This window comes from Saccharopolyspora rosea, from assembly GCF_025643595.1.
Classification (GTDB): domain Bacteria; phylum Actinomycetota; class Actinomycetes; order Mycobacteriales; family Pseudonocardiaceae; genus Saccharopolyspora; species Saccharopolyspora rosea.
Genome location: NZ_CP102826.1, coordinates 372,197 through 389,485, shown reverse-complemented (window position 1 = coordinate 389,485; position 17,289 = coordinate 372,197). Strand labels below are relative to the sequence as shown.

Below are 17,289 nucleotides of genomic sequence, written 5' to 3'. Positions count from 1 at the left end.
CCGGGAGGCCCGCCGCCGGCGATGTGATCGAGTTGGTCCGTCCGCGCCCGAAGGCGCGGGTCACACCACTGCCGGTGCCGCCGAGAACGGCCCGATGCGGTACAGGTCCTCCCCCAGGTGCGCGTCGGGGAACAGGTCGGCCGTGAACAGCTCGCTGCGCTCGATCTCGGTCTCCCGACGCCGGGCGAACGCGGTGAACAGCGCGATCGAGGCGGAGTTGTCCGGCGTGATCGTGGTCTCCAGGTACCGCACACCGCGCGGTAGGACCCGGTCCACCAGGTGCCCGAGGAGTCGACCTGCCACGCCACCACCGCGCTGGGAGGCATCGACGGCGATCTGCCAGACCACGAGCACATCCGGCGCGTCCGGCCGGATGTAGCCGGTCACGAATCCCACGACCGCGCCGTCGATGCGTGCCACCGCGGAGGTTTGCGCGAAGTCCCTGCACCACAACAAATATGCGTAGGACGAGTTCACGTCGAGCACTCCCGAATCGACCGTGATTCGGTGGAGTGCGGGGCCGTCCGCGACGACCGGAGTGTCGATCTCCAACCGCCCGGCTGAACCGCTTCCGCCATTCCGTTCGTTGATGTTACGGCTCGGTTTGTCGCCGGTCATGCTTCGCCAACTTAACAGAACATGCGTATCGCGCCAGGGACGAGAACGTTACACGGCCCGACTACCAGGCGAGATGCGATTTTACACGTGAGAAGCACTACAGGAATGTTGCAGAGCACTTCCGGGAAGTGCTATCGATCTGCTGCCGCATTGCCCCACCAATCCATTCGGGGCAGCCCCTGACCTGCGCAAACCCCGATTCCCGAAGTGCGTCCCCGCGCATGGTGGAGTCCGGATTTCGTGAGCCGAAAAAAGTGGTCGGTTCGGGTGAAATGCGAACGCGGCCGCCCGTCGCCCCCACCCGGCGGCACGGCAGCACCACCACGGGGGCGAATCCCCTCCCCGCGATGCGGCAGCGCCTCCGCGGGGTGGTGGTGCCGGGCGCCGGGCGGGCGTCCGGACGACCGCGTCGCGGTGCCGGGTCAGACCCCGGCCACGGACTTGATCCACTCCCGGTACCCGGTGAGGTTGGCGTAGGCCGTGTTGCTCTGGCGGTCGCTGGTGGAGGCCACGCCGACCTGCACGCCACCGGCGAACATCGGGCCGCCCGAGTCGCCGCCGGCCGGGATGCCGTCCCCGCGGGTCGCGCAGACCGCGGTGCCGCCCCGGTAGTCGCTGCACGCCACGTCCGTCACCCGCACGTCGGCGACCTTGAGGATCTTCGACTGGCAGTTGATCTCGGGCTGGTCGGTGCAGGTGGCGCCCCAGCCGTAGGTCTGCACGGTCTGCCCGTTGCGCACCGCGCCGGGTTCGCCGAGCGGCGAGTACTGGGTCTGCACCGGGTGGTCGAGGTTGACCAGGGCCAGGTCGGCGGTGTCGTGGATGTGCACGCCGCCGGGCTTGGCCGCGGCCTGCTCGCCCTTGGTCTGGTCGACGTCGCCGATGTGGAAGGTCAGCTGGCCGCCGCCCGCCACGCAGTGCTGCGCGGTCAGCACCCACTCCGGGGCGATGATCGTGGCGGTGCAGGTCTCCCGGCCGTCGGAGAACAGCCGCGCCGCCCACGGCGCGCTGTCCACCTCCCGGCCGTCGATGATCTTGGCGTGGACGTCCGAGGGTTGGGCGGCGACTGCCGACGCGGTCGGCACCAGCACGGCCGCCGCGGCCGCGGCGAGCACGGCCAGTCTGCGAGCGATGGACACGCTGATCTCCTCCGGTTCGCGAAGGTGGTTCGGACCACGGCACAGATTTCACTCGTGCGAGTGACAAGTCCATTGCTTGGTCACAAATCGCCAGAAGTCCGCGAATCCGGCGCTCAGATCGAGATGCTCGCAGGTCAGAGCGGTCCAACAATCACGGCGGACTTCGCGTTCTTCCCACCTGGAGGGCCATCGTGGAGATCGATTCGTACCAGCCCGGCACGCCCTGCTGGGTGGATCTGAGCAGTCCCGACCCGGCTGCCGCGGAGCGCTTCTACGCCCGGCTGTTCGGGTGGACGGTCGTCAGCGCCGGGGAGGGCTCCGGCGGCTACCGGCTGTGCGAGGTGCGGGACCGGGTCGTCGCGGGCATCGGCCCGCTGCGGCAGGAGGGCGTGCCGGCGGCGTGGTCGACCTACGTCGCGGTCTCCGACGCCGACGCCACCGCGCGGGCGGTGCGCGACGCGGGCGGCGAGGTGCACGTCGAACCGACGGACGTCATGGACGAGGGGCGGATGGCGGTGTTCGCCGATCCCGCCGGCGCCGTCGTCGCGGCCTGGCAGCCCGGTCGGATGCCGGGCGCCGGGCTGGTCGACGAGCCGGGCGCGCTGTGCTGGAACGAACTCGCCACCCGCGACCCGGACCGCGCCCGGGAGTTCTACGCCGCGGTCTTCGGCTGGCAGGCGCAGGCCCGCGAGATCGACGGGATGACCTACACGACGTGGCAGCTCGGCGACCGCGTGGTCGGCGGCATGATCGCGATGGGCGACGACTGGCCGCCCGAGGTCCCGCCGCACTGGTCGGTCTGCTTCGCCGTGCGCAACTGCGACGCCGCCGCCGAGGAGGTCCGCGCCCTCGGCGGCGCGGTGCTGCACGGTCCCGTGGACATCGAGCCCGGCCGCTTCGCGGCGGTCGGCGACCCGCAGGGCGCGGGTTTCGCGGTCCTCTCGTTGCGGACCTGACCGCGGGCCCGGCGGGTCAGACGTCGATCTGGTCGTGGTGGCGGTCCGGGAGCGCGCGGTGCTCGTGCCGGTACACCCGCCGCCGACCGCGCCCGGACGTGCGGTCGTTGGCGATCACGACCGCCACCCACGGCAGAGCTCCCGTGACGGCCACGATCCCCAGCGCCAGCCACCAGATGTGCGCCAGCAGACCGGCCGCGGTGAATCCCACCAGGTGAACCACCATCAGCACCGCGTAGACGCGCTTGCGGTGCCGCTGCTCCTCGTCGAACGAGGGCTCGGCGTCGGTGATGAGCACCGGGTCCTCGTCGTGCCGCGCGTGCCGCATGGCCACCTCCCCAACCGGGATCCGCAGCACGTCCAGGGTGCTCCTCACCCCCAGCGGAACACCAGCTTGGGAGTGTTTCGGAAATGCTTTGCGTGGCGGTGCCGGTGGCGGAACCTCAGCGGTGCCGGTTGCTTGCGTACTCACCGAAAGAGAAAGCGGCTCACGCCGCTCACAAAACACGCGCTAGGCGTCCGTCTCGGCCTCGTCGTGCGCGGCGGGACCTCGGGCCTGCTGCTTGCGCAGCTCGAAGTACTCCTTGATCACCATCACGATGATCAGCACGTCCAGCGCGGCGAAGAACGGCAGCTCGATCGAGTGGGTGCGCGTCGCCCGCAGCACCTCGAAGACGACGAACGCCCCCAACGCCACCACGGCGATCGGGTAGGCCGGCCGGATCTTGCACAGCAGCGCGATGACCAGGCCGATCTTGATCACCCCGTGCACCAGCAGGTACGCGATCACGAACGTCCGGGTCCCGCCGTTGGCGAAGTGCTCGGCCGCCTGCTCGAAGTGCTGCGCCAGCGGCCCGCCCGCTCCGCCGAACACGTCGCGCGTGGTCACGTGCGCCAACGCGGTGATCGCACTGGGCGGGACGAAGATCACCAGGATCCCGCCCAACAACTGCACGACGCCGTCCAACCCCTTGAGCACGACGGCGACCCGGAACAACTTCTCGGTCACGCTGCTGCCACCAGCCACGCCCCCATCATGCGCGAGCCGAGATCGGCGGCGGGAGCGCCCACCCCGGCCCCCGACCGCGGGCGGACCTCGCCCGCACGATCGGCTGACAACGGAAGTCGGTTCGGTGAACCGGGTCGCGCGCAGTTCAGCACAGCGATCGTTCCGCGGGAGCCGCGCTGAGCGGCGATCACTCGAACCCCGCAGCGGACGCCCGCCCGCCTACGCCGAGTGACGAAGCGCCTACCGGGACCTCTGTCCCCGCCGGGTAGTCTGGAGCCGCTGAGGGGACTCGAACCCCTGACCATCCGCTTACAAGATCTCCGACTTGTAGTTTCACCGGGTATCCAGCGGTTCCTTCGCGCTGGTCAGCGGCACTGCTGGAACAGTGAGGGGCAGTCCGAACGGACAGCGACTGGGCCGAGAACTGAGCCGGACCGAGACCTGCAACGACGGCCGGGGACAGCGGGGACACTTCGGCGGACTCGATGTGACTCACGCCCTCGATCAACCAGGCGCTGAGTTGGGCTGAGACGGTTTGGGGGTACCTCTGCCCCGGCTCCCCTCGGAAAGGCGCTCTACGGCGATCTCAGACGGCGGCTCAGATCCTCTCTGGCTGAGCAGGGAGCCTGCGGAGTCTCGTCGCGTCGACAGCCCCGATCGCTCGGGAGGCCGCTTCTCAGCGCGCACAAGGGCCTTCCCCGGGTTCCAGCGCCCACCCCCACTGTTTCAGCCTTCCGACCCATGCGAGGAGGAGCGCTGACGCACTAGGACCAACCGACGTGCCGCCTGCGCGCGGCCCGACACGACGACTACTCGCGCCGGTACGTTCGCAGTGGTGCGAGCGGGAAAGGTTGAGGTCACAACGATGTCATTGGCAGCGGACACCGCCGAACACGTCCTCCAGGCCGCCTGCGGCGAGGTCGGGATCGACCCGGCCGGCGCCGAGCTGATCCGGATCGGCTCGAACGCGGTGTACCGGCTCAGGGCCCCGGTCATCGTCAGGATCGCCCGGGATGGCGAGACGATCGAGAACGCACGGATGCAGGTCGCGGTGGCCCGGTGGTTGGAAGCGCAGGACTACCCCGCTACGCGCGCTCTTCATGCCGAACAGCCGGTGGAGGTCGCTGGGCACGTAGCGACGTTCTGGGTCTCCGTCTCCGAGCGCGAGGAGTACGCGCCGATCGACCAAGTTGCCGAGCTGATTCGACGACTGCACGAACTCGACCAGCCCGGCATTTCTCTGCCCGCGAAAGACCCGTTCGGCAAGCTCGATATGCAGCTTCCCTACCTGGAAAACCTGTCCGCACGTGACGCGCGGTTCATTCGAGATCGAATCGAACAACTCAGGGTCGAGTACGCCGAACTCGAATTCGAACTACCGCCGGGTGTCATCCACGGTGACGCGAACGTCGGGAATGTCATCCTTGATCGAGATGGCGCCCCTGTGCTCATCGATCTGGATAGCTTCTGTACTGGCCCCCGCGAATGGGACTTGGTGCAAACGGCGCTCTTCTACGAGCGTTTCGGTTGGCACACGGAGGACGAATACCGGACGTTCGCCGAGGTCTACGGTTTCGACATCATGAAGTGGCCCGGATATCGCGTCCTCGCCGACTATCGAGAGATCGCGATGACGCTCTGGCTCTGCGGCAAGGTAGGCGCCGACGAGCGGGCCGAGGCCGAGGTGCAGAAGCGAATCGCCGCCATCCGGACGGGCGGACCGCGGACCGACTGGTCCCCCTTCTAGGACCTGGCGTCCTCAGGCCGCCACAGCCGCGTCGTCGATGCTCGTTCGGTGAAGTCCCTGGCCACAGGGCTGTTGCCAACGCGGGTGAGACGCTGACGGAACTCGTCGACGTATGCCTGACACCGAGCGGACTTGAGCCGTTCACCGATTTCGAGGGCTCCCAACGCCACTCGGCACGCCTGCTCAGCTTCGCCCTGGTCAAGGTATGCGTCGGCGAGAACCATCGTGGCAAAGAAGTCGCTGCGGACGTACCCGCTCTCCGTCGGGCCGAGGGACTGTGAAGCGTACGTGCTCGCGTCGACCGATCGCCCGAGATCGCGGTTGCAGTGCCCGAGCTCGGCCGCAAGCTCGGCGTCGTTGAAGTAGCCGAACCAGTCCGCAGGGTCGTCGTCAGGGTTGCGGCGCTCGAACTCCCTGACCGCCTCCGACATGGCCCGGTCGCATTCCGCCGTGTCGCCGAGCCGCGCGAGGGCGCGAGCTTCCATCGCGTAGAAGTGCGCGGTGGCGCTCGGAGAACCAGCGGTCTCCGTGCCCATCCTGGCGGCTCGTGCCAGGTTTGCGGCTTCTCGGTACTTCCCCAGGAACGTCGCCTGGTGGCTCATCGCGTCGAGGATGCTGGCGCCCAGCAAGCGGTCCCCAGTCGACTCCGCGAGCTTCAGCGACTGGACGAAGTACCGCTGCGCCAGGCCATGAAGCCCGGCGTCGTAGGACATCCAGGCGCCGAGCAGGGTGGCCTGCGAAGCGGCCTTGAACAGCTCTCGCCCGGTCTCGTCGCTGTACGAGCCCTGAAGTAGGGCGGCCAGGTCCGACCGTAGGAACTCGATCAGCGCCCGACGGGCGTGACCACCGCCGTGCTGCCCATCGAGGCGATCGAACATGTCCGTGGTGCTCTGGATGCCGGCGACATCCGCGGGGCCCACCCGGCGCTTCCCCGCTCCCTTCGCCAGGTCGTAGCGGTTCGCGACCAGCCAGGACAGCGACGCCTCGTTCCAAGCCGCGACGTTCGTCGGTGCGGTCAGGAGGGTGGCGGTGTCGTCGAGATCCGCCTCCCAAAGCCGTCCGACGACGGCGATGCTCTCGGAGAGCTTGTCCGGATACGAAAGGCCCAGCTCGGCGGACACTTCGCTCGATGGCTCGAACCCCACTTCGTGCAGGTCTACGGGGCGGCCAAGGCGCTCGCTCAGGGCTCGTGCGACGGCTCGGCGGGTCTTCTCGTCACGCGGAACCATGCCGCTGAGCCAGCGCTTCACGTACGTGTGGGTGTAGGTCCGGTCCGAGTGCCGACTCGTCGCCCGAGCGAACACCTTGAGTCCTACGGAGCCGTCGTCCTTCAGGAAACCGGCCTCCCGCATCAGGGTCGCAAGCTTCCCGTTGCCTTCCATGCCACCTCCGCCTGTGTCTCCTGGGTGTTCAAGTGTGCCCCCTTGTGTGCCCTGTTGTCCCGCATTTGTCAGCGGTTTCCTTGAAGACGTCAGGGACACAGGACACGGAGCGGTCTGAACCGAACTGCTCTGAACGCCAGAAGGGAGTCAGGTCAATGGCGAAGAACCAACTTCCCATTTTGCCGACGGGTGGCAGCGGCGCTGTCGGAAAACTGGTCAAGACCCTACTCGTGGTCGCCGTCGTGGTACTCATCGTGAAGTTTCCGAACGACGCCGCCGCATTCGCTCAGGGAGCCTTCGACCGCATCGGAGATGCGATCAACGGCGTGGTTACCTTCCTCCGAGGGCTGGGCAAGTAGGCATGCACGGATCAATCACGAGAAAGGCGTTGCTCGATAGCAGCGATTCGCTGGCTCAAGCCGTCAAGCCGGTGCAACACTTCGGTAAGCATTTCCGAAACATCGGCACTCCCGGAGTCGACGTTAGCCGCCGAGCCATCGGACCGCGAGCGGCGGACCCACGACCCTTCACCTTGACGGCTGGTGATCAGCGCTTCATCCCGGAGCACTCCCAGGGCGCTCTTCACCGTGCCGATCGAAACCCCGTAGTCGTTGGCCAGCTCGGACTGCTTCGGAAGCCGATCACCGGGGGCAAGCGTCCCTGTCTGGATGGCAGCGCGGAGGTCGTCGGCGACTTGCTGGTACGGCGGCCGAGGGTCATCAGGATCGACTTTTCCCATGTCAGAGAGGCTACCCGGCGACGCAAGCTAGGCCAGTTAGGTGACTTGTACTTGACTATCTTGGCTAAGTTACCTAGCTTGTCTCTCGTCCCGCTCGTCGCAGGGGACACAAGAAAAGCCCCGACCGGTGCGGCAACACCGGACGGGGCGGGACATCGAAACGTTGGGAGCATCGATGCAGTTCGAGCGTAGCCGGTTCTACCGGGTCAAGGCAGTAGCCGAGATGTTCGACGTCTCGGTGAACACGATCTACCGGGCGATCGAGTCCGGCGAGTTGGACGCGCTGAAGCTGGGCACGGGCAAGGGCACGCTCCGGGTTCCCGGGTGGGCGCTGGGCGTCTACGCCGAGCGGTGCTCGCAGGCCGCCTATGAGGCGTTCGTGACCGGCGACGAGTCGGCCGCCGAGGCCGCCGACGACGCGCAGGACGAGGGGGTGGCGTGACGATGCGACTGAACCCGGACCAGGCACACGGCATGGTCGGTGAGCACCACGCGGTGTTCCACCCGACCCACCGCGAAGGCAACGACACCCCGATCGCGATGCAGGTCAGCATGTCCCTGCCGATGTCGCTGGAGGACATCGAGGCGGTGTTGTGGCTGGCTGCCATCGGTGGGATGACGCTGGATGAGCAGGAACTCGGCGACGACGAATACGCCCACGAGATCGTGCTGGAAACGTTCCTGCACGAGGGTTCCAACCGCGTGTACCTGGCGCGCCAGGAGATCGCGGACCTCGACCCCGGCACCGAGGAGCACGCGCTGTTGCTGGCGGTGCGCCAGCGAGTCCAGGACCTGTACGGACGACCGGGCGTGCCCGCCCAGCGTCGCGAGCTGGCGGGGGTGAGCCGGTCATGAACACCCGTCCCGAGAGTCTGACGCTGCACGGGGTGACCACGCTGCTCTACGCCTTGCCGGTCAGCACGGCCGAACTGCGCGAGCTGCCCGTCGGGCTGCTGGCCGAGTACGTGACCCGCGCCGCCGCCGGACTGCCTGCCGCCGAGCGCGCCGGACTGGAGGACGGGTTGGCCACGCTCGCCGAGTGCGGCGGCCCGTTCTTCGACCCGGCCCACTACGTGCTCGCCCAGACCCGGGCACGCGCGGTGTGGGCCGCCGCCTCACAGACCAGCGGCGCGCATCCGGTCGAGGTCGCCCCGGACACGCTCTGGCCGAACTAGCCGACCCGAGGGGTGCGGACCCGTCCCTGTTCGCCCCGGCCCGGCGGTGCCATCCCGCCACCCGCCGCACCGGCGGGCCTGAACCCACCGCCGGGCCGGGTCTCCCGCCACTCATCGCGAGGGGTCCGCACCCCCGGGGAGCGGGGCCGGGAACCGTCGGGAACAGCACGAACGCCCCCGACGGGAACCACGCCCCGGCGGCCCGGAACCACCCGGTAACCGAACCGGCCCGACGGGGTTACTGCCGCAGCACAGACCGTCAGTAACCCCCCTCGTGACCGGCCGGGAGCACCGCAGGAGACACCGGTCGCCCGGGATTCGATCGAGGGTCGATCCGCCCCGACTCGATCCGGGTCGATCGAGGCGCTGACCAGCAAGAGTTGAACCCAGTTGAGGCCGCGCTGGCCTGCGTGAATCGACCCTCGATCGAACCGACCCCTGGCCCTGTTACCGACCGCCTTACTGACCGTGCGAACAGGCACAACGCCTAGTTCGCGCACCGCGTCGACATCGGAGCACCAGGCCCATGAGTAACCCTCAGACCCCATCAGCCGACGGGGCCGACCAGCGCCCCCGGCTGCACCTCGTCCACAATCCCGGCGACGCGAGGGCGCCCGGAGAACCCGGTTCTCCGGCACCTCTCCCGCAGGGCTTCTCCACCGCTTCTGACCTGCATGGGGAGAACCGAGACCACCAGCCGGAGAACCCGCTGGTGGACCCGGAGACCCAACGCCGCGCCCTGACCGAGATCGAACGCGCCCGCGCCGAGCTTCCGCCCCGCGACGAGGCGATGTTCGGCACCTACCTCGGCTCGGTGGTGCGCCAGCTGGAACCGACCAGCGAGGCCGACCCCGCCAACATCCTGGCCTCGCTGATGGCCGCCACCGGCGTCTACCTCGGCGACGGCCCCTACCTGCGAGCCGGGGACGACCGACACCCACTGCTGGTGTGGCCGATGGTCATCGGCCGCACCGGCATCGGCCGCAAAGGCGCCGGATGGTCGGCCGCCAAGCGCCTGCTGCTGGCCACCGACCCGGACTTCGTGGAGCGCAACATCCACTCCGGACTGACCTCCGGCGAGGGCCTGACCCAGGCGTTCACCGCCGACGAGGACGAGGCCACCGGCCCCGACGACGGCGAGGAGAAGTCCAAGGGCAAACGCCGGGCCTCGCTGCTGCCGCCCGGTGATCGGCGGCTGCTGGCGTTCGAGACCGAGTGGGCCACCGTCATGGCCCGCATGAAGCGCGAGGGCAACACGCTGTCGGCCACCCTGCGGGCCGCGTGGGAGGGCGGGAACCTGTCCACCCTGGGCGTGACCGCCCGGATCGTGCGCGACACCCACATCGCGATCCTGGCCCACATCACCCCCCGCGAGTTTCAGGCCAAACTCTCGGCCTCGGACATGGCCGGCGGCACCTACAACCGGTTCCTCCCGGTCCTGGTCGCCCAGACCCAGTACCTGCCCGGCGGCACCGGCGCCGACCCCAAGCTGCTGGATCGCCTGGCCGTCGACCTGCGCGCCCGCCTGGACACCGGCGCCCAGCTCGGACAACTGCGCATGACCCGTGAGGCCGCCGCGCTCTGGCAGCGGCTCTACGTCGAGTTCGGCGGCTACAGCACCGACGACGGCCCCATCGAGCAGTTCCTCTCCCGCGCCGCGCCCAACTGCCTGCGCGTCGCCGGGCTCCACGCCGCCCTCGACGGCACCCCCCTCGTCGAACCGCACCACCTGGCCGCCGCCGCCGCGTTCGTCCGCTACGCCGTCGCCTCCGCCCGCGCCGTGTTCACCACCTCGAACCCGAAGCGGGACAAGCTCGCCCGGTTCATCGCCGACGCCGGACCGGCCGGACGCACACGCACCGAGATCAGCCAGCAGCACTTCCGGGGCAACGAGGCCGCCGCCAACATCACCGCCTTGCTCGACCAGTTGGCCGCCGAGGACGTGATCACTAAGACCTTCCGACGCCCCGAGGGCAGGAAAGGAGGCCGCGCCACCGAGACCTACGTGGCCAACGAACACCACGAAATTACGAAGTTTGCCTCTGACCAGGGCAAACGCTGAGACCAAAGTTCGTGCCTACGAACTTTGCCCCCGAAGAAACCGCAGGTCAGAACCAAAGTTCGTAACTTCGTCAACTTCGTACGGAGGGGAGCACCGATGAACCACAGCCAGCAAACCCCCCGCTCGCCCCAGCAGGGAACCAGACAGGGAGCCGCCGAGGAGGCAGGGAATTCTCCCTGGCGCGTTCCCTCGGCCATTCCCTCGGCGCGACCTGCGCAAACGGCCGGAAGGGAGTCGAGGGAATCCCGGGAGCAGGCCGCCGGAACCCCCGCGGATGCGGGGCTGTCGGCCGCCCCTGGGCGTTCCCTCACCCGGTCTCAGCCGTCCGAGGACGCGCCGCGCGTGCTGCTGACCGTCGAGGCCGCCGCGCGCCGGTTGTCAGTCAGCCGGGCCACCATGTTCCGGCTGCTGAAGTCCGGCGACATCGCCTCGGTACGCATCGGCCAGGCCCGCCGCATCCCCGCCGACGCGCTGACCGCCTACGTCGAGCGCCTGGCCGCCGAGCAAGCGCCCAACCACACCGCGGCGCGGATGCGAGGTGCAGCATGAGACCCGCCGATCTGCTGCTGCGCCCGCTGGCAATCCTCGCCGCCGCGGTGGTCGTGGCGCTCGCGCTCGCCGCGGTGGTGCTCTGGCGGGCCGTGCTGCCCGCCGTGCTCATCACCGCGCTGGCGCTGGCCTGCGGCATGGCCCGCACGCTGGCCCTCGGCGCCTTCGTCGTCACCGGCGGACTGCGGGCCGTGATGCTCGCGCTCGAACGCGCCGGACACGCCATCCCCGCCCCACGACTGCGCCGACGCATGCCCGCCGTCCCCGCCGCGCGGCAGTGACCGGGCAAGTGAGTGAGCAAGTGACCGGCCACCACGCGAGTGAATTTTCACTTGCCCGCTCACTCACCCGCCCCACTCGCTCTCACCTGCGCAAACCATCACGGAAGTGAGGAAGTGAACGAAGTGAACCACCCCCGGCACACCGCCCCGAGAGCGGTACTCGACGGACACCGAACGATCGACTCACCGACCGGCGACACGGCAGCTCGCTCCTGCCCCGGCGCCGCCAGACCTAGCGGCCATGCCTGCTAGACCTAGCGGGCTCGCTAGCGGCCCACGCCCCGGCCGACCGGGCGCCTAGCGCCTAGCGGGCACGCCAGCGGAGCGAGTCAACCCCGCCCCATCGCCGGACCGCAGGCCAACCGCCGGCCGCTAGACCACGGGGTGGACGAGTTAGACGTCCGAAGTCCTCGCAGGACCCCGATTGAGAGCCGTTTCGATGCTCCCAACGGGGGGTCTAACTCGCTAATTTTCCTAACTTTCCGCAGGTCATCCAGCGAGTTAGCCCCGAGTTAGAAGTCTAACTCCACCGACGCGACCTAATCCCGGATCTAACCCGCATGCAGGCCCCGCATACGGGCCCCGCAATCCCGGCATCACCCGCTGGCGCAGCCGTCGTGTCCCCGCTGTCCCGGAGTGCCGGCCGCTACCGAGAAGCCCCGCGTCTTGGCCGCGGGTTTCCCGCCATCGAGAACGACACCACCGATCACGAAAGGAACCGCGCATGCCACGCAAGCGCCGCCCGGAAGGCACCCGGGCCCCCAACGGAGCCAGCAGCATCTACTACAGCGAGGCCGACGGCTACTGGCACGGCCGGGTCACCATGGGCGTCCGCGACGACGGCACCCCCGACCGCCGCCACGTCCAGTCCAAGGACGAGAAGGTCGTCACCCGCAAGGTCCGCGACCTGGAGAAGGAACGCGACAGCGGTCGGGCTCGCCGAGCTGGTGGCCGGTGGAAGGTCGAGAAGTGGTTGGCCCACTGGGTGGAGAACATCGCGGCGCCGTCCGTGCGCTACAAGACGCTCCAGGGCTACCGCACCGCGGTGTACAAGCACCTGATCCCCGGGATCGGGGCGCACTGGATGGACAACGTGGAGCCGGAGCACTTCGAGAAGCTCTACGCGAAGATGCAACGCGACGGTTCCAGCGCGGGGACCGCGCACCAGGTACACCGAACCGCACGCACCGCGTTCCGCGCGGCATGGAAGCGCCGGATCATCACCTGGGACCCGTTCGAGCTGGTGACGTCACCTCGGATCGAGGAAGAGGAGATCGAACCGTTCGACGAGGACGAGATCCAGCGCATCATCGCGACCGCGCTCAAACGGCGTGGCGGAGTGCGGTTCGTGATCGCTCTCGCGCTCGGCTGTCGCCAGGGCGAAGTCCTCGCCTTCAGGTGGAGTCGGCTCGACCGGAAGAACCGGATCATTCGTGTCCGCAAGGCATTGCAGCGCCACGCCTGGGAGCACGGATGCGACGACCCGCATGCCTGCGGGGCGCGGCTTCACCGGGTGGCCTGTCCGGACAACTGCACCCGGCACCGGAACCCGAAGAACTGCATCCGGGACGAGAAGGGGCACCACCGGCCGTGCCCGCCGAACTGCACCCGGCACGCGGCCAGTTGCCCGAAGCGGCGCGGCGGCGGGCTCCGCGAAGTCGAGGTGAAGTCGACCGCGGGGCGTCGGAAGTGGGTCCTGCCCGAAGCCTTGTTCGAACTGATCCTCGCGCACGAACAGGCGCAGCAGGCCGAACGGGAGTTCGCCGGGACCGAGTGGCACGACGGCGACTGGATGTTCACCCAACCCAACGGGAAACCGATCGACGCGCGCCGGGACTGGGAGGAGTGGAAGTCGATCCTGGCGGAGGCCGGAGTGCGCGACGCGCGGCTGCACGATGCGCGGCACACCGCGGCGACGGTGCTGCTGCTCCTCGGGGTGCCCGATCGTACGGCGATGGATCTGATGGGCTGGTCCTCACCGAACATGCGGAAGCGCTACATGCACGTCACCGACCAGCTTCGGCGGGACGTGGCCGACCGGCTCAACGGGTTCCTCTGGAACCCCAAGTGAGCCGAGAACTGAGCCGGAACCGCCCTGGTGACCCAGAGGTCGATCACATCACTCCTGGTAGTCTCGGAGCCGCTGAGGGGACTCGAACCCCTGACCATCCGCTTACAAGGCGGGCGCTCTACCAACTGAGCTACAGCGGCACTCGCGTCGGCTCCCCCGTCCGGAGGCGCGCGCAGACATCGTAAGCGTCCGGTCGCCGGGCACCGAAGCCGGTCGCCGATCCGCGTTCCCGGGATCCGGCGGGCCCTGCGTCGGTGCGGGCGCGAGTACCGCAGTGAGCGACGCCATATGTTGCGGCTGCAACGGTCGGCACGTGCCGTCCGATGCCCGGGAGGAAGATCACGCACCGCGGTCCGTTCGCGGGAGCACCAGGCAGGGAGGAAACCAGCAGTGGGAATCACGCAGCGCGCCCGTGGTGTGCTGCGGCGGCGCGACCCGGAACTCACCATGCCCCCGGGGACTCGCAACGTCGTGTACGGGCCGGCACTGCCCGACGAGTCCACCGTCCACCTCGTCCTCGACCTGGGCCTGCGCATCGGTGAGGTGCAGATGGCCAGCGGCGCGGGCGCCTCGGACGTGACCGCGACGATCATCGCGGTGGTCAACGCCTACGGCCTGCCCCACTGCGAGGTCGACGTGATCTACACGTCGATCACCGTGTCCTGCTACCGCGGTACCGACCTGCCACCGATCACCTCGCTGCGCGTGGTCCGCAACCGGTCGATCGACTACACCCGGCTCGCTGACGCCGAGGCGCTGGTGCGGCGGATCATCTCCGGGGAGATCACCGCATCGGACGCCTACGCCGAGCTGGACAAGATCACCACCGCGTCGCACCCCTTCCCCCGCTGGGTCGCCACCCTCGCCTGGGCGGGCATGGCCGCCTCGCTGGCGGTGCTGCTCGGCGGCGGGACCAACGTGCTGCTGCCGCTGGTCGCCGCCGGCTCCACGGCCCTGGTGGACCGCATCGGACGGCTGCTGAACAAGCGCGCCCTGCCGTTCTTCTTCCAACAGGCCGTGGGCGGTGCGATCGCCACCGGGGTGGCGCTGGCCGGGTATTCGACGGGATACCTGGACAACGCCGCGCTGGCGGTGGCCGCGAGCATCATCGTTCTGCTGTCCGGGATGACCGTGGTCGGTTCCATGCAGGACGCGATCACCGGCTACAACGTCACCGCGGCGGGCCGGATCTTCGAGCTGGCACTGATGTCGGCCGGGCTGATCGCGGGTGTCGTGCTCGCCCTCTACATCGGACTGCGGATCGTCGGCGGGGACGGCATCGGCGGCGGGCTGGACGTCCAGGACATCGGCCGCGCCGAGGTGCTCGCACCGGCGCTGCACCTGCCGGTGCAGATGCTCGCCGGTGCGTCCACCTCCGCCTGCTTCGCGCTGGCCAGCTACGCCCCGCCGCGACCGCTGATCGTGGCCGGTGCCGGTGGCGCCGTCGCGGCGGCAGTGCACTCGGTGCTGACGCTGGCCGCCGTGCACACCGTGCTCGCCGGGGCGGTGGCCACCACCGTGGTCGGTTTCGTCGGCGGGATCATCGCCCGGCGGCTGCGGATCCCACCGCTGGTGATCGCGGTGTCCGGGGTGGCGCCGCTGCTGCCCGGTCTGGCCACCTACCGCGGCCTGTACGAGCTCTCGGTGCTCGGCAGCCCCACCGGGCTGACCACCCTGATGCTGGCCGTGGCCACCGGTCTCGCGCTCGGCGCGGGCGTGGTGCTGGGCGAGTACCTCGCGCAGCCGATCCGCAGCCGCCTCGGACGGCTGGAACGCCGGATCGCCGGGCCGCGCATGTCCGGTCCGCTGCGCCCGACCCGGCGCAGGCTGGACTGATCACCCCGGGCCACCGATGATCACCCGAGCGGTCCAGACGGGTGATCGCCGTGGGCTGTCCGATTTGCACCACACGCAGCACGCACGACGCTCCGCGATTGGCTAGCCTCGCGACAGGTGGACAACAGGGTGGGAGGAAATCCGGTGAGCAAGGGCAGCACGCCCATCCGAGCGGACTTCGTGGTCGTCGCCAACCGGCTGCCCGTGGACCTGGAACGCCTGGAGGACGGCACCGAGCGCTGGAAGCACAGCCCCGGCGGGCTCGTGACCGCGCTCGAACCGTTCCTGCGGGCCCGGCATGGCGCCTGGGTCGGCTGGCCGGGCGTCGCCGACGTCGAGGTCGACCCGTTCACCGACGACGACCTCCAGCTGTACCCGGTACCGCTGTCGTCGACCGAGTTCGCCGAGTACTACGAGGGCTTCTCCAACGCGACGCTGTGGCCGCTGTACCACGACGTCGTAGTGCCGCCGGTGTTCGACCGCTCGTGGTGGAACACCTACCGGCAGGTCAACCGCCGGTTCGCCGAGGCCGCCGCGGAGGTCAGCGCCGAGGGCGCGACCGTGTGGGTGCAGGACTACCAGCTGCAGCTGGTCCCCGCGATGCTCCGCGAGCTGCGCCCGGACCTGCGGATCGGCTTCTTCCTGCACATCCCGTTCCCGCCGGTGGAGCTGTTCATGCAGCTGCCGTGGCGGACCGAGATCGTGCGCGGGCTGCTCGGCGCCGACCTGGTCGGCTTCCACCGCCCGGGCGGTGCGCAGAACTTCCTGTGGCTGGCCCGGCGGCTCGCCGGTTTCGAACCCAGCCGCGGCCAGGTCGGCGTGCGCTCGCGGCCCGGCGTGGTGCACGTCGGCGACCGCATCGTGCGGGTCGGTGCGTTCCCGATCTCGATCGCCTCCACCGAACTGGACCGCCTCGCGCGCACCAAGGAGATCCAGCAGCGCGCCAAGACGCTGCGCGCCGAGCTGGGCAACCCGCGCAAGATCATGCTCGGGGTGGACCGCCTCGACTACACCAAGGGCATCGACGTCCGGTTGCACGCCATGCACGAGCTGCTGGCCGAGGGCCACATCAAGGCCGAGGACGTCACCATGATCCAGATCGCCACGCCCAGCCGGGAGCGCGTCGAGCACTACAAGCAGATGCGCGAGGACATCGAGCGCGAGGTCGGGCGGATCAACGGCGAGTTCGGCCGCGTCGGCCACCCCGCGGTGCACTACCTGCACGCCTCGGTGGACCGCAAGGAGCTGGTGGCCTTCTACTGCGCCGCCGACGTCATGGTCGTGACGCCGGTGCGGGACGGGATGAACCTGGTCTGCAAGGAGTACGTCGCCTGCCGCCACGACCTGGGCGGAAGCCTGGTGCTCAGCGAGTTCGCCGGAGCTGCGGCCGAGCTCACGAGCGCGTTCCTGGTGAACCCGCATAACCTGGACGGCGTGAAGGACGCGTTGCTCGCGGCCCTGAACATCGATGAGGCCGAGGGACGCCGTAGGATGCGCGCATTGCGTAGGCAAGTGCTCACGCACGATGTCGACCGCTGGGCGCGGTCGTTCCTCGAAGCACTGGGCACGCCCCTCGCTGACTGAGTGCGAGCAACGCAGGCACCGCCAAAACCGGACACGCACTGCGTTCAGCGACACTGATCGAAAACCGGTCAGCGTCAAGCGGCCACCGCACGGCGACGCGGAGCCGACTCGACGTCCGCTACCGGATCGATCCACACCCGA

General features: G+C 69.2%; 18 protein-coding genes and 1 tRNA gene. 12 read left to right on the top strand and 7 right to left on the bottom strand.

Annotated features, from left to right (window positions below; translation table 11 throughout):
* Positions 1-60 precede the first annotated feature (60 nt).
* Together ectA and NV263_RS01895 are read right to left on the bottom strand one after the other, a co-directional pair.
* Positions 61-552: a diaminobutyrate acetyltransferase gene (gene ectA, locus NV263_RS01900; protein ID WP_263254011.1), complete on the bottom strand. Its 492-nt coding sequence runs from the start codon at positions 550-552 to the stop codon at positions 61-63.
* 488 nt (positions 553-1,040) lie between these two features.
* Entirely contained in the window at positions 1,041-1,757 is a 717-nt protein-coding gene (locus tag NV263_RS01895) for a S1 family peptidase (protein ID WP_263250612.1), read from the bottom strand.
* Positions 1,758-1,948: 191 nt separating this feature from the next.
* Between NV263_RS01895 and NV263_RS01890 the strand changes: the two genes are divergently transcribed.
* A complete protein-coding gene (locus NV263_RS01890; protein WP_263250611.1) occupies positions 1,949-2,713 on the top strand; it encodes a VOC family protein in 765 nt (254 codons plus the stop codon).
* 16 nt (positions 2,714-2,729) lie between these two features.
* Here the strand turns inward: NV263_RS01890 and NV263_RS01885 are convergent, their stop codons facing one another.
* Positions 2,730-3,089, bottom strand: a complete 360-nt coding sequence (locus tag NV263_RS01885; RefSeq protein WP_263250610.1) for a DUF3099 domain-containing protein — start codon at positions 3,087-3,089, stop codon at positions 2,730-2,732.
* Positions 3,090-3,224: 135 nt separating this feature from the next.
* Positions 3,225-3,740 carry a DUF2127 domain-containing protein gene (locus tag NV263_RS01880; protein WP_263250609.1) on the bottom strand — a complete coding sequence of 172 codons (516 nt, stop codon included), beginning with the start codon at positions 3,738-3,740 and terminating at the stop codon, positions 3,225-3,227.
* Between the two features lie 847 nt (positions 3,741-4,587).
* Between NV263_RS01880 and NV263_RS01875 the strand changes: the two genes are divergently transcribed.
* Positions 4,588-5,469, top strand: a complete 882-nt coding sequence (locus NV263_RS01875) for an aminoglycoside phosphotransferase family protein (RefSeq protein ID WP_263250608.1) — start codon at positions 4,588-4,590, stop codon at positions 5,467-5,469.
* Here the strand turns inward: NV263_RS01875 and NV263_RS01870 are convergent.
* On the bottom strand, positions 5,466-6,851 hold the full coding sequence (locus NV263_RS01870; protein ID WP_263250607.1) for a tetratricopeptide repeat protein: 1,386 nt from the start codon (positions 6,849-6,851) through the stop codon (positions 5,466-5,468). The genes NV263_RS01875 and NV263_RS01870 overlap by 4 nt on opposite strands.
* Positions 6,852-7,006: 155 nt before the next feature.
* Between NV263_RS01870 and NV263_RS01865 the strand changes: the two genes are divergently transcribed.
* On the top strand, positions 7,007-7,210 hold the full coding sequence (locus tag NV263_RS01865) for a hypothetical protein (protein WP_263250606.1): 204 nt from the start codon (positions 7,007-7,009) through the stop codon (positions 7,208-7,210).
* Positions 7,211-7,221: 11 nt separating this feature from the next.
* Here NV263_RS01865 and NV263_RS01860 read toward each other — a convergent pair whose 3' ends face one another.
* On the bottom strand, positions 7,222-7,590 hold the full coding sequence (locus NV263_RS01860; RefSeq protein ID WP_263250605.1) for a GntR family transcriptional regulator: 369 nt from the start codon (positions 7,588-7,590) through the stop codon (positions 7,222-7,224).
* A gap of 175 nt (positions 7,591-7,765) precedes the next feature.
* Between NV263_RS01860 and NV263_RS01855 the strand changes: the two genes are divergently transcribed.
* From NV263_RS01855 to NV263_RS01825, 7 genes are all read left to right on the top strand, one after another.
* Positions 7,766-8,032, top strand: coding sequence for a helix-turn-helix domain-containing protein (locus tag NV263_RS01855; protein ID WP_263250604.1), 267 nt, complete (start codon positions 7,766-7,768; stop codon positions 8,030-8,032).
* 2 nt (positions 8,033-8,034) lie between these two features.
* A complete protein-coding gene (locus NV263_RS01850; protein ID WP_263254009.1) occupies positions 8,035-8,445 on the top strand; it encodes a hypothetical protein in 411 nt (136 codons plus the stop codon).
* The gene (locus tag NV263_RS01845; protein WP_263250603.1) at positions 8,442-8,765 is read left to right on the top strand and encodes a hypothetical protein; all 324 of its coding nucleotides are present in this window, start codon (positions 8,442-8,444) and stop codon (positions 8,763-8,765) included. Before NV263_RS01850 ends, NV263_RS01845 begins: the two co-directional genes overlap by 4 nt.
* Positions 8,766-9,291: 526 nt before the next feature.
* The gene (locus NV263_RS01840; protein WP_397545613.1) at positions 9,292-10,827 is read left to right on the top strand and encodes a DUF3987 domain-containing protein; all 1,536 of its coding nucleotides are present in this window, start codon (positions 9,292-9,294) and stop codon (positions 10,825-10,827) included.
* Positions 10,828-11,169: 342 nt separating this feature from the next.
* Complete coding sequence (locus NV263_RS01835) at positions 11,170-11,376, top strand: helix-turn-helix domain-containing protein (RefSeq protein ID WP_263250601.1); 207 nt, start codon at positions 11,170-11,172, stop codon at positions 11,374-11,376.
* On the top strand, positions 11,373-11,657 hold the full coding sequence (locus tag NV263_RS01830; protein ID WP_263250600.1) for a hypothetical protein: 285 nt from the start codon (positions 11,373-11,375) through the stop codon (positions 11,655-11,657). Before NV263_RS01835 ends, NV263_RS01830 begins: the two co-directional genes overlap by 4 nt.
* Before the next feature lie 724 nt (positions 11,658-12,381).
* Entirely contained in the window at positions 12,382-13,728 is a 1,347-nt protein-coding gene (locus tag NV263_RS01825) for a tyrosine-type recombinase/integrase (RefSeq protein ID WP_263250599.1), read from the top strand.
* Between the two features lie 67 nt (positions 13,729-13,795).
* On the opposite strand, the gene NV263_RS01820 is transcribed toward NV263_RS01825, so the two are convergent.
* Positions 13,796-13,868: transfer RNA gene (locus NV263_RS01820), tRNA-Thr, on the bottom strand.
* A 250-nt stretch (positions 13,869-14,118) separates the two neighbouring features.
* On the opposite strand from NV263_RS01820, the gene NV263_RS01815 reads away from it, so the two are divergent.
* Positions 14,119-15,564, top strand: a complete 1,446-nt coding sequence (locus NV263_RS01815; RefSeq protein WP_263250598.1) for a threonine/serine exporter family protein — start codon at positions 14,119-14,121, stop codon at positions 15,562-15,564.
* Between the two features lie 144 nt (positions 15,565-15,708).
* Positions 15,709-17,148 (top strand): alpha,alpha-trehalose-phosphate synthase (UDP-forming), encoded by a 1,440-nt coding sequence (locus NV263_RS01810; protein ID WP_263250597.1) that lies wholly within the window; start codon positions 15,709-15,711, stop codon positions 17,146-17,148.
* The last annotated feature ends 141 nt before the right edge of the window (positions 17,149-17,289 follow it).

Bases quoted from the DNA above. Each gene is read 5' to 3' on its own strand.
- NV263_RS01825 (WP_263250599.1), top strand. From the start codon at position 12,382: ATGCCACGCAAGCGCCGCCCGGAAGGCACCCGGGCCCCCAACGGAGCC.
- NV263_RS01870 (WP_263250607.1), bottom strand. From the start codon at position 6,851: ATGGAAGGCAACGGGAAGCTTGCGACCCTGATGCGGGAGGCCGGTTTC.
- NV263_RS01845 (WP_263250603.1), top strand. From the start codon at position 8,442: ATGAACACCCGTCCCGAGAGTCTGACGCTGCACGGGGTGACCACGCTG.
- NV263_RS01860 (WP_263250605.1), bottom strand. From the start codon at position 7,590: ATGGGAAAAGTCGATCCTGATGACCCTCGGCCGCCGTACCAGCAAGTC.
- NV263_RS01855 (WP_263250604.1), top strand. From the start codon at position 7,766: ATGCAGTTCGAGCGTAGCCGGTTCTACCGGGTCAAGGCAGTAGCCGAG.
- NV263_RS01850 (WP_263254009.1), top strand. From the start codon at position 8,035: ATGCGACTGAACCCGGACCAGGCACACGGCATGGTCGGTGAGCACCAC.
- NV263_RS01865 (WP_263250606.1), top strand. From the start codon at position 7,007: ATGGCGAAGAACCAACTTCCCATTTTGCCGACGGGTGGCAGCGGCGCT.
- NV263_RS01830 (WP_263250600.1), top strand. From the start codon at position 11,373: ATGAGACCCGCCGATCTGCTGCTGCGCCCGCTGGCAATCCTCGCCGCC.
- NV263_RS01840 (WP_397545613.1), top strand. From the start codon at position 9,292: ATGAGTAACCCTCAGACCCCATCAGCCGACGGGGCCGACCAGCGCCCC.
- NV263_RS01875 (WP_263250608.1), top strand. From the start codon at position 4,588: ATGTCATTGGCAGCGGACACCGCCGAACACGTCCTCCAGGCCGCCTGC.